We start from the raw sequence: 12,270 nt of genomic DNA, 5'->3' as shown, positions 1-12,270 counted from the left end.
CGCCATGGCCGCCGACTTCATGAATGCTCCCGTGGCGTGGCTGGCCTGGACCGGCCTGCACATGTCGCCGTGGAAGATCATCGGCCTCACCGGCGCGTTGATGTTCGGCGGGCGCTGGGTGGTCCAGTTCGTGGCCTCGCGCCGGCACGGCAAGCCGGTGATCCCGCGCGTGTTCTGGTACATGAGCCTGGTCGGCAGCGTCATGACGCTGGCCTACTTCGTGTTCTCCCACAAGCGCGACTCGGTGGGGATCATCCAGAACCTGTTCCCGGCCTTCACCGCCGCCTACAGCCTGTACCTGGACATCAAGCACCGCGGCTGGCACCGGGACCGGGCCAGCCACTAGGCGTGGGGGCCGGCGGGCCTGCCCGGGCCGGAACCCTGCCCGTTGAGCTGCGGGGCCGTTCGTCGCTGCCCGGCGGGATGCGATTTCCCGTCCCGGCGACGGGGTCTGCGCGCCGCCCCGGTTCGACTTTTTGCCCCGCCGCCGGGCCTCGCGCGCCCCCCGGCCGCGACTTTTTGTCCCGGCGCCGGAACTCCCGAGCCCCTCCGCCGGGACTTCCCGGCCCGTGCGGGGAACAAATAGTCGAACCGGTCCCCGGCAGATCGGCCGAGCACGGGGAACGCGCCGGCGCCTGAGGGGCTCGCCAGCCCAGGCCGGCCGGGGCCTGTGGATAAGCCTTGCCCGGAGCCATCCGGAGCGGCATAATGCGCGGCTCGCTGCGTCCGGTCGGCACCACCCCACGGGGTCGGGCGAGGGACCGGGCGGGGTCCGGAATCACGATTCCGCCCCGCCGCCGGCAGCGGACATTCCGACCCGAATCGTGAACCGGCCGCAGAACACCGCGCCCGGCGGGGCCGCCGCCTCCCTGGCCAAGGGAAGCATCAATTACCTCTCGAGGTGCGTATGTCCCGAGTATGCCAAGTGACTGGCAAGCGAACGACGGCTGGCAACAACGTCTCGCACGCCATGAACAAGACCCGCCGCCGTTTCCTCCCGAACCTGCATGAGCGCCGGTTCTGGGTTGCCAGCGAAAACCGCTGGGTGAAGCTGCGCCTTTCCACCGCTGGCCTGCGCACCATCGACAAGAACGGTATCGACTCCGTTCTGGCCGAGCTGCGCAAGCGCGGCGAGAAGATCTGAAGGAGGATCTGAACCATGGCTTCCAAGCGCGACAAGATCCGCCTGATCTCCTCGGCCGCCACCGGCCACTTCTACACCACGGACAAGAACAAGAAGAACACGCCGAACAAGATGGAGGTCAAGAAGTACGACCCCGTCGTTCGCAAGCACGTGATGTACAAGGAAGGCAAGATCAAGTGACGTTTTGACCCGCGTGCAAAGCGCGCGGCTTTGTCAAAACGTCATCCCCGCGGCTTTCAACGGACGCATGTCCGGTCAAGCGGGGATCCAGGGACTTTGCCCTGGACGTTGACCTAAAGAAGCCCGCCGCAAGGCGGGCTTCTTCTTTTAGGACACCCCGACCCACGCGCCCCGCGCATGGCTCTGTCAGAAGGTCATCCCCGCGAAGGCGGAGTTTTCAACGGACGCATGTCCGGTCATCGAGCCCGCCGCAACGCGGGCTTCTGCTTCTGAAGCTCCGCATCCCAGCAACCGGCGGTCATTGAAGCCAAGTCACTGGGTTCCCGCGTACGCGGGAACGACGAGCTTTGAAAGCCCGCCGCAAGGCGGGCTTTTTCTTTGTGCGCCCCACCCACCGCCCAGGAGACGACATGATCATCCAGCCGCCCACCCGCGCCACGCACAGCTATGTGCAGCACTTGGCCGCCAGTCCGGATCGCGTGTTTCCCCTGCTGTGCCCCGTACGCGAAGCCGACTGGATAGAAGGCTGGGACCCGCTGCAGGTGACGAGCGCCACCGGCGTGGCCGAACGCGACTGCGTGTTCGTCACCGCCGCCGAACCCGCGGACGCGATCTGGTACATCACCCGGCACGAGGCGGATGCCGGCTTCGTCGAGATGCTCAAGGTCACGCCGGGCGTGACCGCCTGCCGCTTGTCCATCCAGCTCGAGGCGACGCCGCAGGGCTGCGACGCGACCGTGACCTACCTGCACACGAGCCTGGGCACGCCCGCCGGCGACGCCTTCGTCGCCGCCTTCAGTGCTGAGTACTACCGGCAGTTCATGCGCGACTGGGAAGACCGCCTCAACCACTACCTCGCCCATGGCGTGGCCCGGCCGGGCGAGCGCGGCTGAGCAGGCCGCGTTCCAACGAGAAAGGCCCCCGGCGAAGCCGGGGGCCTTCAGGTACCACGGTTGTGGTTGCGGTCGCGGTCAGATCAGAACGTCACCGTCCAGCTGTTGATGTAACCGGTGTCGCCGCCGGCGTTGTCGTTGACGCGCAGCTTCCACGTGCCGTTGAGGGCTTCCGTCGACAGGTTCAGCGTGACCGTCTTGTTGATGTTGTCGGTGCTGCTGCCGGTGCGGTTGTGGATGTTGTAGAGCGAGCCATCCGGCGCCACCAGGTCGACCTTCAGGTCGCCGATGTAGGTGTGCACGATGTTCACCGCCACCGTGGCGTTGGACGGTGCATTGCCGGTGCGGCCCGAAACGGTGATCGGGCTGTCCACCGTGGCGTTGTCACTGATCGTGAAGTCGGTGTTGTTGGTGTAGGGGATGGGACCCGGGCCGCAGTCGCCGCACTGCGTGTAGTCGCCGACCAGGCTCATGCCCGAGAACGCCGAGTAGCCCTTGACCAGCACGTGGTAGGTGCCGGCCTGCGCGGTGGCGATGTTGCAGGTCTCGGCGTTGGTGCTGCCTTCGGACTTGCAGTCGTACACCGTGGTGCTGGGCTGCGAACCGAACTTCACGTACAGGTCGGCGTCGCCGCTGCCGCCCGAACCGGTGAACCGCAGGCCGCTCGAACCCGCGGGCACGGCCAGGGTGAAGTACTGGCTGCTGCCGGCCGCGCCGGCGATGCCGGTCCTCGGCACGCCCTTGGTCAGCACGGTGCCGCCGCTGGTGCCCACGGTGACCGACGCGGTCTTCGTGTGGCTGGCGCCGTCGTCGTCGGTGACGGTCAGGGTGACGGTATAGGTGCCCGCCGCCGCATAGGCCTTGCTCGGGTTGGCGGCCGTCGAGGACGTGCCGTCGCCGAAGTTCCAGCTGCGCGAGGCGATGGTGCCGTCGGTGTCGGTGGACGTGTCGGTGAACGCCACCGTCAGGCCACTGACACTCGAGCTGAAGTTGGCCACCGGCGGCGAATTGGCATCCCCGCCCGCGGTCTTGGCCAGTTCGCCCATGAAAGCCAGGCCGAGCTTGGCGAAGTGCGCCGACGGCGCGGCGCTGTCACCCATGTTGGCCAGCGTGTCGGCCGTGGTGTGGATGTTGGGGTTGTAGCCGCCGCTGCTGTTGCCGCCTTCGAACATGATCGCCGCGGGATAGCCGGCGCTGGTCCAGGACGCGTGGTCGCTGCAGCCGTAGCCGCAGGTGTAGGTGCCGCGCTGGATGCCCAGTGGTGCCAGATAGGTGTCGAAGAGGTTGGCCAGGAACTGCTTCATGTCGGCGTTGGAGTAATCCGACACGATGCGCATCTCGGTGGCACCGGTCTGGTAGTTCGTCATGTCCAGCTGCAGCACGCCGACGACGTTGCGGTTGGCGCTCAGGAAGGACTGCGCGATGGCGTTGGAGCCGCGCAGGCCGACTTCCTCGGCGGCGTAGCCCATGAACTTGACCGTGCGCTTGGGCCGCCAGCCGTTGGCCATGGCCACGCGCAGCACTTCGGTCAGCGTCGCGATGCCGGAGGCGTCATCGTCGGCCCCCGGTGCCACTTGGGTGGTGCTGCCGCCGGCGCTGCCGTTGATCGAGTCCAGGTGCGCGCCCAGCACGACGATCTCGTTGGGCAGTTCGGCGCCCTGGATGGTCAGGATCACCGAGGGCTGGGTGGAGCAGTTGCTGCAGTTGAACAGCTCGCTGCTGACGTCGCTGCGCCCGGAAGCCAGCGTGTCCCAGGTGCCGCGGATCCATTCGGCCGAGGTCTTGCCCGTCGGCGCGGCGTAGTAGCGGTTGGTGTAGGCCGACAGCGACGCGATCGTGCCGCGGATGCGACTGGCGTCGACGGCGCCCAGCCACGGGTTGACCGTGGTGGCGTTGTCGATCGGCGGCGCGGCGAAGGCGGCCTTGGTCAGCGCCCGCGCGCTCCGGTCGCTGCGGATGAAGGCTTCGGCCTGCGCCTGGCTGTCGAAGGCGAAGAAGCCGCCGCAACGATTTTCCTTTTCATGCACGTGTCGGGCCAGGTCGCCGACCTGGTGGGCACGCACGCGCGAGAGCACCAGTTCGCGGCCCAGTGGGTCGCGGCGCGCGCTGCTTTCCAGCGCGATCGCCTGCAGGCCGTGGTCGAAGGTGGCGCGCGAGCTGACGATGTAGACGGGGGCGTGCGCGTCCTCGACGCGAGGTTGGGCGACGCGCTGCTGTGCCTGCGCCGGTAATGCGCAGGCCATGGCGGCCACGAGCGCTGCCTGGAAGGCCGCGGCCGGATGAAGTCGGTTCATTGGGGACATCTCCATATGGGACCGTCGGCGTCCTGCAGCTGGCCCAGGCGCTGGCTGCCCGGCGGTCCGGAACGTGTGCGCGTGACCTGCAGCGGCCACGCGAAAGGGGAATGCGCGGCCGGCCCGCAGGCCGGCCACGCGGATACAACGGGTGCAGCGGGATGGACCCGGGCCGAGCGGCCCGGGTCCGGGGTCATCAGAACGTGACGCTCCAGCTGTCGATCTTGCCGGTGTCGGCGTTGGCGTTGTCGTTGACGCGCAGCTTCCACGTGCCGTTGAGGGCTTCCGTCGACAGGTTCAGCGTGACCGTCTTGTTGATGTTGTCGGTGCTGCTGCCGGTGCGGTTGTGGATGTTGTACAGCGAGCCATCCGGGGCGACCAGGTCGACCTTCAGGTCACCGATGTAGGTGTGCACGATGGCGACGGTGACCGAGGCGGTGCTCGGAGCGTTGCCGGTGCGGCCAGACACGGTGATCGGGCTGTCCACGGTCGCGTTGTCGGCGATCGTGTAGTCGGTGGTGTTGCTGTAGGTCTGCGTGCCGCCACCGCCGGTGGTGTAGCTGCCGGTGAGGCTCATGCCCGAGAACGCGGAGTAGCCGCTGATCAGCACGTAGTACGTGCCGGCCTGCGCGGTGGCGATGTTGCAGGTCTCGGCGGTGGTGCTGCCGATGGAGCGGCAGTCGTACGACGTGGTGGTCGGGGTGGCGTTGAACTTGACGTACATGTCCGCATCACCGGTACCGCCGGAGCTGACGAACTTCAGGCCCGTGGCGCCGGCCGGAACGTCCAGGCTGAACACCTGCGAGGAGCCCGCTGCACCGGCGATGCCGGTCTTGGGCACGCCGTTGGTCAGCACGGTGCCGCCGGAGGAGCCCACCGTGACCGAGGAGGTCTTGGTGTTGGTGGCGCCGCCGTTGTCGGTCACGGTCAGGGTGACGGTGTAGGTGCCCGCCGCCGAGTAGGTCTTGCTCGGGTTGGTCGCCGTCGAGGTGGTGCTGTCGCCGAAGTTCCAGCTGCGCGAGGCGATGGTGCCGTCGCTGTCGGTGGAGGTATCGGTGAAGGCCACCGTCAGGCCGCTGACGCTGGAGGTGAAGTTCGCCACCGGGTTGGCGTTGCCGGTGCCGCCGCAGTTGGTGCCCGAGGCGGTGACGCCCACGACCTGGAAGGCCGCGATCACGTCATTCACGTTGAAGCCCAGGTCGGCCGCGCCACGCTGCACGCCGCACGCGCCCTGGTTGAAGTTGGTGCTGCTGGTCCAGTAGTCGCGGTTGGCCACCGCGAACGCCTGGAAGGCCTTCTTGGTGTCCCAGCCGGCCTTGCGGGCCAGGGTGTAGAACGCCTTGTTGTAGACGCCCGAGGAGTGGTGCACGTCCATGCCACTGGTGTAGTCGGAGGCATGGCCGATCGAGCGGCCGTCGCGGGTCGGGTCGTCGAAGTAACGCAGCGCGCCCGTGCCCTTGAAGATCTGGGCGCCGACCAGCCAGTCGTTGCTGCCCTGCATGAAGTACTCGGCGGCTTCACCGGCCATGTCCGAGAAGGCTTCGTTGATGCCGCCGGACTGGCCGGAGTAGGTCAGGCCGGACTGCTGCTCGGTGTAGCCGTGCGAGACTTCGTGCGCGGACACGTCCAGGCTCACCAGCGGATAGAACGTGCTGGCGCCGTCGCCGAAGGTCATCGCCGAGCCGTCCCAGAAGGCGTTCTCGTAGTTGCTGCTGTAGTGCACCTTCATCGACAGCTGGAAGGTCAGCGGCGCGGTGTTCATGTACGAGCTGTACATGTTGAAGACGACGCCGCCGAAGTAATGGGCGTCGTTCAGCGGCGAATAGGCGCCGTTGATGGTCTTCACCGTGTTGCGCGGGCAGGTGTACGAGAAGGCGGTGCTGCCGCTCGTCGCACCGTTGAGGTTCACCGTCTTGACGTTGGTGTTGTTCATGGTGCAGGTGCTGCCGCTCTGCGTCACGTCGTTGTAGCCGTGCGCGCCGCCGCTGCCGTATTCGTACTGGCCGGTCTTCTGGTTGCCACCGGGGCCGGTGCCGATCAGGGCGTGGGTCAGGCCTTCCCACTTCTTCAGGACGCGGCCGCTGTTGGCATCGACGATGACCGTCGGACGCGTCGGCGCGCCGCCCTGGGAGACGTCGGCGAAGTACGACACGACGTAGGCCTTGTGGGCGCGGCCGTTGTCGTCGACGTAGATCATCAGTTCGCTGCGCTCGTTGCGCGTGGTCATGGCGGTCAGGCGCGAACCCAGGTGAGCCTTCTTGGCGATCGCCAGGGCCTGTCCCTTGTCGAGCTTGGCGGCCGAGGCCGGCACTTCGGCGGCCAGGCCTTCGACCTTGCGGCCGAACAGCGCGCGCACCTTGCCATCGCGGCCTTCGCTGACGATGACCTGCTCGCCGAACACCGGCAGGCCGTTGAAGGTCTGCTGGTAGCGGTGGTTGCGCACGCCGTTGGTGCCGGTGGTGCGCACGAGGCGCAGCGCCGAGCCGCTCTCCAGCGTCAGCATCTCGGCGTGGCGGTCGGCCGCGCGGGTGGGGGCGCCGGTACGCGCGATGGCGGACTGGTACTGGGCGTTGAGGCGGGCGGCGTCCTGCATCTGCAGGTCGACGCGCTGGGCGGCATGGGCGGCGGGTGCCATCACCATCGCAAGCGCGAGGGGCGTCAGCACGGCGATGCCGCGCTTGCGGTTGTTCGACTTCATCACGGTCTCTCTCTCCTTGGTATGTCCGATGGGACGGACGACGCACGGGTTGCGCGCCGTCCGCGCCGCCGCGGAATCGCGGCGGCTCGTCTGCACCGGGCCGCTTCCTGCCATGCCGCCCAACGGCATGGAGGCTCCAGTGGAATTGGCTTCGGTCGATCACAGCGCCCGGCGAGGGGTGGTGCGAGGGCGCGCCGCGGTGGGGTCGGCGCGCAAGGAGGAGCAGATGCTGCAGGGGAACGGCGACCCGAGGCCGGGAGCTGGATCGCCGGAATGGACGCCCCCGCTTTGGGCGGGAGCGGCTTCTCGCAAAGCGCGATTACAGGGTGAGGCTCCAGCTGTCGATGTAGCCCGTGTCGCCGCCGGCGTTGTCGTTGACGCGCAGCTTCCACGTGCCGTTCTTCAACTCGCTGGAGAGGTTCACGGTGAAGGTCTGGTTGATGTTGTCGGCGCTGCCGCCGGCGCGGTTGTGCAAGGTGTAAACGGTGCCGTCCGGCGCCACCAGGTCGACCTTCAGGTCACCGATGTAGGTGTGCTTGATGTCGACCGCGACCTTGGCGCTCGCCGATGCATTGCCGCTCAGGCCGCTGGCCGTGATCGGGCTTTCGACCGTGGCGTTGTCGGTGATGTTGACGTTGGTGGCGTTGGTCAGCGGCGGCGGCGCGCTGCCGAAGCTGCCCACCAGCGACAGGCCGCTGAAGGCGCTGAAGGCCTTGACGCGCACGTAGTAGGTGCCCGCGGCCGGCGTGGCGAAGGTGCAGGTCTCGGCGTTGCCCGACTTGTACGGCCGGCAGTCGTAGCTGCTGTCGGTGGGCGCGCTCCCGAGTTTCACGTACAGGTCCGCGTCGCCCGTGCCGCCCGAGGTGGTGAAGGCCAGGTTGGTGGTGCCGGCCGGCACCACCATCGTGTAGTTCAGCGAGGCGCCGGCTGCGGCCGACAGGTTTGTCTTGGCCACGCCGTTGGCCAGCACGGTGTCGCTGGTGCCGATCACCACGGCCTGGGACTTCGTGTGAGTGGCGCCGTCGTCGTCGGTGACGGTGAGCGTGACGGTGTAGCTGCCGTCGGCGCTGTAGGTCTTGCTGGGACTGGTGGCGGTCGACGTGGTGCCGTCGCCGAAGTTCCAGCTGCGCGATGCGATGGTGCCGTCGCTGTCGCTGGAGGCATCGGTGAAGCTGGCGGTGCGGGCACTCACGGTGTAGGTGAAGTTCGCCACCGGCGCCGCGTTGCCGCCGCCGGTGTCGCCGTCGGGAACCTGGTTGCCGAAGTGCGTGGCCACCTGCGGCCAGATCAGTTCCATGCGCGCGCCCTCGTTGAGGCAGCCGCCCAGGTGGTGCAGCGCTAGGACCTTGTTGCTCGAGCGCGCGAGCACCGGCGAGCCGGAATTGCCGCCCTCGGTGTCGCAGTAGTAGCCCATGTCGACGTTGCCGCCGTTGCCGGTGGTCTGGGTGTCGTTGACCCGGCAGCGGCCGCCGCCGTCCTGGTCGCTGACAATGGCCAGTTCCTTCATCCGGCCGCCTGGGTGGCCGGCGATGAAGATTTCCTCGTTGAGCTGCGGCGCGCGCGGATCCAGGCCGTAGTAGCCGAAGCTGGCGATGGTGTCGAAGTTCTTGACGGTGAACAGGGTGTAGTCGAGGTTCGCGTCGGTCTTGAGCAGCACGTCGCCCGGCACCTTGACGACCGTGGCCTGCGTGCTGCCGGTGCAGGTGGTGACCTGGTAGTTGAACCAGAACTCCGAGCCGCTGATGTCGGAGGCCACGGCGGCGCAGTGGTTGTTGGTGAACATGCGGTTGGTCGGGCCCACGCGCCACGCCGTGCAGTAGCCGGCGGGCGTGACCATGCGGGCGACCGGACGCGAGCGGTCGTAGGCGGCGGCGTCGGTGCCGGCGTAGCAGACGGCCGGCTTCTTGTCGTCGGTGCCGCACAGCGACATCGTGCCGGCGCCGGGATCGAGCAGGCCTTCATGGGCCAGCTGCGGCATCAGCGCCTCGGGGATGCCTTCCTGGTAGCGACTGATCCTGACGCCATGCGCGGACGTCCACGGCTCCTGCGCGGTGCCGACCAGGCGCAGCAGGGCCGTGTTGCCGGTGATCGACATCGCCGAGAAGCGGGTGGTGCCGTTCTGTCCGGCCTTGCGGTCGACGGTGAAGCCATCGCGTGCGCTGCTGCTGTAGCGGTACACCTCGGTGCCGGCCGGGTTGGACACTTCCAGCGTCACGCCGCGCGGCAGGTGGAAATGTTCGAACTCGACCTTGATGAAGGCGGCATCCGGCGTGGCGATGCGGACCGGCGCGGCGTGGGCGCGCACGTCGCCGGCGATGCGGCCATCCAGGCGGATGTCGACGGTGCGCGTGTCGGCGGCGCGGATTGGCCGCGGCAGCAGCCCGGCATGGGCCAGCGCGGGAAGCGCCATCAGGACGGCGACGGACAGCAGGGTGAGGGGCTTGACGCGGTTCATGCGGACTCCGGGATGGGACGGCGGTTGGCCGTCGATCCAGGACGCAGAAACACAGTGCCCCACTGCCAGCGCGCGTGGCGCGCCGGATGATGAGAGAACTTCCCCCTGTGGCTTCCTTGTCGAGCACGACACCAGCTGGCGCCGGCGTCGCGTGGAGCGACGACCGCTGCGAGCGGCAGACCGGCCCAGGTCCCCTCTCAAATCACTGCGGCCTGACGACCGCAGCGGGGCATCCTGCACACCCGCTGCCAAGGGCGCACGCCGCGCCGCAACAAATGGGGGGCGTATGTGACCGGCCGACGGGTGGCAGGTGCGGTTCGACGAGCGGCGACCCGCGCAGGGCGGGCCGCCGGATTCCGCTGGTCGGCGGACCGCCACACATCGCACCGGGGCATGCTGCGCAGCAGCGGCTGCAGCCGCCCGGCTCAGTAAGGGGCTGGCCGCGGTGCGTCGCGGCCCGGTCCGCCGGACAGGCTGCGCCCTCCCGCGCCCATGGGCGGCGCAGGTGCCGGCGCGGGTGCCTGCACGGGCGCATCCAGGCCGAATCGCGCGAGCTCGTCCCGCGCACCCGGCCCCGTCGCCTGCGTCGCCGCCGTCGCTTCGCTGCCTGCGCTGTGGCGGTGGTGGTCGATCGCGGTGGCCACCTGGGCGGCGATCGCCTCGGCCAGGCGCTCGCTGCGGCGGGTGAACACGCGGGGCTCGCCGTGGCCGAGCAGCAAGGCCCCGAATATCTGGCCCTCGCGCGACACGACGGGCACGCCCAGGTAGCTGCGTACCGGCAGGTGACCGGGCGGGAGGCCATGGTGGGGCTCGTCACGGCCGTAGCGCGGATGGACATGGACGTCGTCGCAACGGGTGATCCGCTCGCCGGCGAAAGTCGGCGCCAGCAGGGACGTCTCGCCCGGCATGCCGAAGCCCTCGAAGGCGGCGCGCGGCGCACCGGACAGTGCCGCCAGCGTGCATGGGCGTCCTTCGCCGCCGCCGTGGCGGAAGAGCGCGGCGTACGCCGCGCCGGTGAGGTGCCGCGCCGCGTCCGCAAGGTGCTGCAGCAGTTCGGGCAACTCCAGTTGCGAGGTCAGGTCCAGCGCCAGATCGAGCAGCGTCTCCACTTCCTCGCGTTGCTGGCGCTCGTGCCACTGCGCCGCCGCCGACGCCTGCCAGGGCATCGCGGCCTGTTCCACCGCGGCGACCAGGCGCGCGCGGTTGAAGGGACGGCGCAGGAACAATGGACGCGCGGCGGCGATGGCCGGCGCCGCGTCGTGCGGTTCCAGCAGCAGCAGGACGCCGGGCTCGGCCGACCTGCACTCGTCCAGCAGACGCTGGAGCACCTGTGTGCGGAGTTCCTCGCGGGCTTCCACGATCAGAACGTTCGGACCCAACGCGCGTGCCTGCGCCGATGCCGTCTCCGCGATGCAGGTGCGGAGCACGATGTGCGGCAGGCGCAACCAGCCCTGCACGCGTTCGCATTCATGGGCCTCCAGGCCCACCATCAGCACGCGCAGTGGCGCGTCCGGCCGATACGCTGGAACGAAAGGCCCCCGATCCGCGGAGTGGAAACTCGCCATCGCGATCGGCTTTCTTCTGGTGATGACCAGCACGCGCCACGCCGTGGCGCGCGGTATATCTCAACGAGTCATTCTGCACGACTGGCGGCGCCACGGGACCTGCCCGTGCGGGTGCCCCCGGATTTGTCCGTTCCGCACGCGCAACGCTTGCGCGTTGCAAGGGTGGCAAGCGGCGGATGCAGGCCCCCGTCTACCCGTTCATGCCGCCACGGCGGCGAGATAGCGGTCGAACGATGCGTCCACGGCGGCGCGTCCATCACCCCGTATGTTGCGACCCCAGGTGTAGCCGTACACGTCGTCGAAGCGGCAGTCCCGCAGCAGCGAGCGCATGTAGCGCACATCCGCCGCATTCATCGGCACGAGGTTGGGATAGCTATACATGAAGGAGACATGGCGCCGGTCCTGCACCACCTGCAGCGCGTCGCCGGGAAACAGCGCGCCGCGCGGACGGCGTGCATCGCGCCAGTGCAACGCCGTGCTGCCGGGAAAATGGCCCCCGCATCGCAGCAGGCGCACGCCGGGCCAGAGTTCGAGCCGGTCGCCGCTCCACCAGCGCAACGCGGGCGACGGGCGCTGCACCCACGCGCGGTCAGCTTCGTGCAGCAGTATCGGCACGTCGCCGAGCGCGCGGCTCCATTCGACCATCGAGGCGTAGAAGTGCGGATGCGAGATGGCGATGCAGTCCACGCCGCCGCGGGCGCGCAGGGCCGCCACGGCCTCGTCGCTGACCAGGCTGAGCGATTCCCACAGCACGTTCCCGCCCTGGGTGGGCAGCAGCAGCGCGCGCTGGTCGATCGCGAACGCAGGCGTGAGGCCGAGCCCGAGCAGCCCCCCGTCGTCTTCCAGGCGGTTGCGGTACCGGGTGGCCATCGCCTCGTGGGTCGTCCAGCGCTGCCCTTCCCAGCCGACGTACTGGCGGTCGTCTTCGCAGATGGGGCAGTGCGCCGGCGCAGCCGGGCGATCGTCGAACTGGGTGCCGCAGGTTTCGCAGATGGCGTGCATGGCGTGGGCTCGGGCGGGTGTCGCGGCTGGGGGACCGGA

The 12,270-nt window shown here is 68.8% G+C and carries 9 protein-coding genes; 4 read left to right on the top strand and 5 right to left on the bottom strand.

Translation table 11 applies throughout. The features are described from left to right. Positions 1-4: 4 nt before the first annotated feature. The 4 genes from I8J32_RS05140 to I8J32_RS05125 all read left to right on the top strand — a co-directional run bounded on the left by I8J32_RS05140 (position 5) and on the right by I8J32_RS05125 (position 2,217). Complete coding sequence (locus I8J32_RS05140) at positions 5-346, top strand: lipid-A-disaccharide synthase N-terminal domain-containing protein (protein WP_200614666.1); 342 nt, start codon at positions 5-7, stop codon at positions 344-346. Between the two features lie 561 nt (positions 347-907). After that, positions 908-1,144: a 50S ribosomal protein L28 gene (rpmB, locus tag I8J32_RS05135; protein WP_200614668.1), complete on the top strand. Its 237-nt coding sequence runs from the start codon at positions 908-910 to the stop codon at positions 1,142-1,144. A gap of 15 nt (positions 1,145-1,159) precedes the next feature. Continuing rightward, a complete protein-coding gene (gene rpmG / locus I8J32_RS05130) occupies positions 1,160-1,324 on the top strand; it encodes a 50S ribosomal protein L33 (protein WP_200614670.1) in 165 nt (54 codons plus the stop codon). 410 nt (positions 1,325-1,734) lie between these two features. After that, complete coding sequence (locus I8J32_RS05125; RefSeq protein ID WP_207526802.1) at positions 1,735-2,217, top strand: hypothetical protein; 483 nt, start codon at positions 1,735-1,737, stop codon at positions 2,215-2,217. Between the two features lie 83 nt (positions 2,218-2,300). Here the strand turns inward: I8J32_RS05125 and I8J32_RS05120 are convergent, their stop codons facing one another. The 5 genes from I8J32_RS05120 to I8J32_RS05100 form a co-directional block, all read right to left on the bottom strand. Next, positions 2,301-4,511 (bottom strand): M20/M25/M40 family metallo-hydrolase, encoded by a 2,211-nt coding sequence (locus I8J32_RS05120; protein WP_200614674.1) that lies wholly within the window; start codon positions 4,509-4,511, stop codon positions 2,301-2,303. A 196-nt stretch (positions 4,512-4,707) separates the two neighbouring features. Beyond that, entirely contained in the window at positions 4,708-7,209 is a 2,502-nt protein-coding gene (locus tag I8J32_RS05115; protein WP_200614676.1) for a M4 family metallopeptidase, read from the bottom strand. Between the two features lie 319 nt (positions 7,210-7,528). Then, positions 7,529-9,664, bottom strand: a complete 2,136-nt coding sequence (locus I8J32_RS05110; protein WP_200614678.1) for a proprotein convertase P-domain-containing protein — start codon at positions 9,662-9,664, stop codon at positions 7,529-7,531. A 425-nt stretch (positions 9,665-10,089) separates the two neighbouring features. Then, complete coding sequence (locus I8J32_RS05105; RefSeq protein WP_207526801.1) at positions 10,090-11,262, bottom strand: GAF domain-containing protein; 1,173 nt, start codon at positions 11,260-11,262, stop codon at positions 10,090-10,092. A gap of 165 nt (positions 11,263-11,427) precedes the next feature. Beyond that, a complete protein-coding gene (locus tag I8J32_RS05100) occupies positions 11,428-12,231 on the bottom strand; it encodes an MBL fold metallo-hydrolase (protein ID WP_200614681.1) in 804 nt (267 codons plus the stop codon). Between the last annotated feature and the right edge of the window lie 39 nt (positions 12,232-12,270).

The organism is Lysobacter solisilvae (genome assembly GCF_016613535.2).
GTDB lineage: Bacteria > Pseudomonadota > Gammaproteobacteria > Xanthomonadales > Xanthomonadaceae > Agrilutibacter > Agrilutibacter solisilvae.
The sequence above is the reverse complement of the archived record's forward strand: the minus strand, read 5'-3'. Positions and strand labels throughout refer to the sequence as shown.

Coding starts and splice junctions, on each gene's coding strand:
- I8J32_RS05100 (WP_200614681.1), bottom strand. CDS start 12,231: ATGCACGCCATCTGCGAAACCTGCGGCACCCAGTTCGACGATCGCCCG.
- I8J32_RS05115 (WP_200614676.1), bottom strand. CDS start 7,209: ATGAAGTCGAACAACCGCAAGCGCGGCATCGCCGTGCTGACGCCCCTC.
- I8J32_RS05140 (WP_200614666.1), top strand. CDS start 5: ATGGCCGCCGACTTCATGAATGCTCCCGTGGCGTGGCTGGCCTGGACC.
- rpmG (WP_200614670.1), top strand. CDS start 1,160: ATGGCTTCCAAGCGCGACAAGATCCGCCTGATCTCCTCGGCCGCCACC.
- I8J32_RS05110 (WP_200614678.1), bottom strand. CDS start 9,664: ATGAACCGCGTCAAGCCCCTCACCCTGCTGTCCGTCGCCGTCCTGATG.
- I8J32_RS05120 (WP_200614674.1), bottom strand. CDS start 4,511: ATGAACCGACTTCATCCGGCCGCGGCCTTCCAGGCAGCGCTCGTGGCC.
- rpmB (WP_200614668.1), top strand. CDS start 908: ATGTCCCGAGTATGCCAAGTGACTGGCAAGCGAACGACGGCTGGCAAC.
- I8J32_RS05125 (WP_207526802.1), top strand. CDS start 1,735: ATGATCATCCAGCCGCCCACCCGCGCCACGCACAGCTATGTGCAGCAC.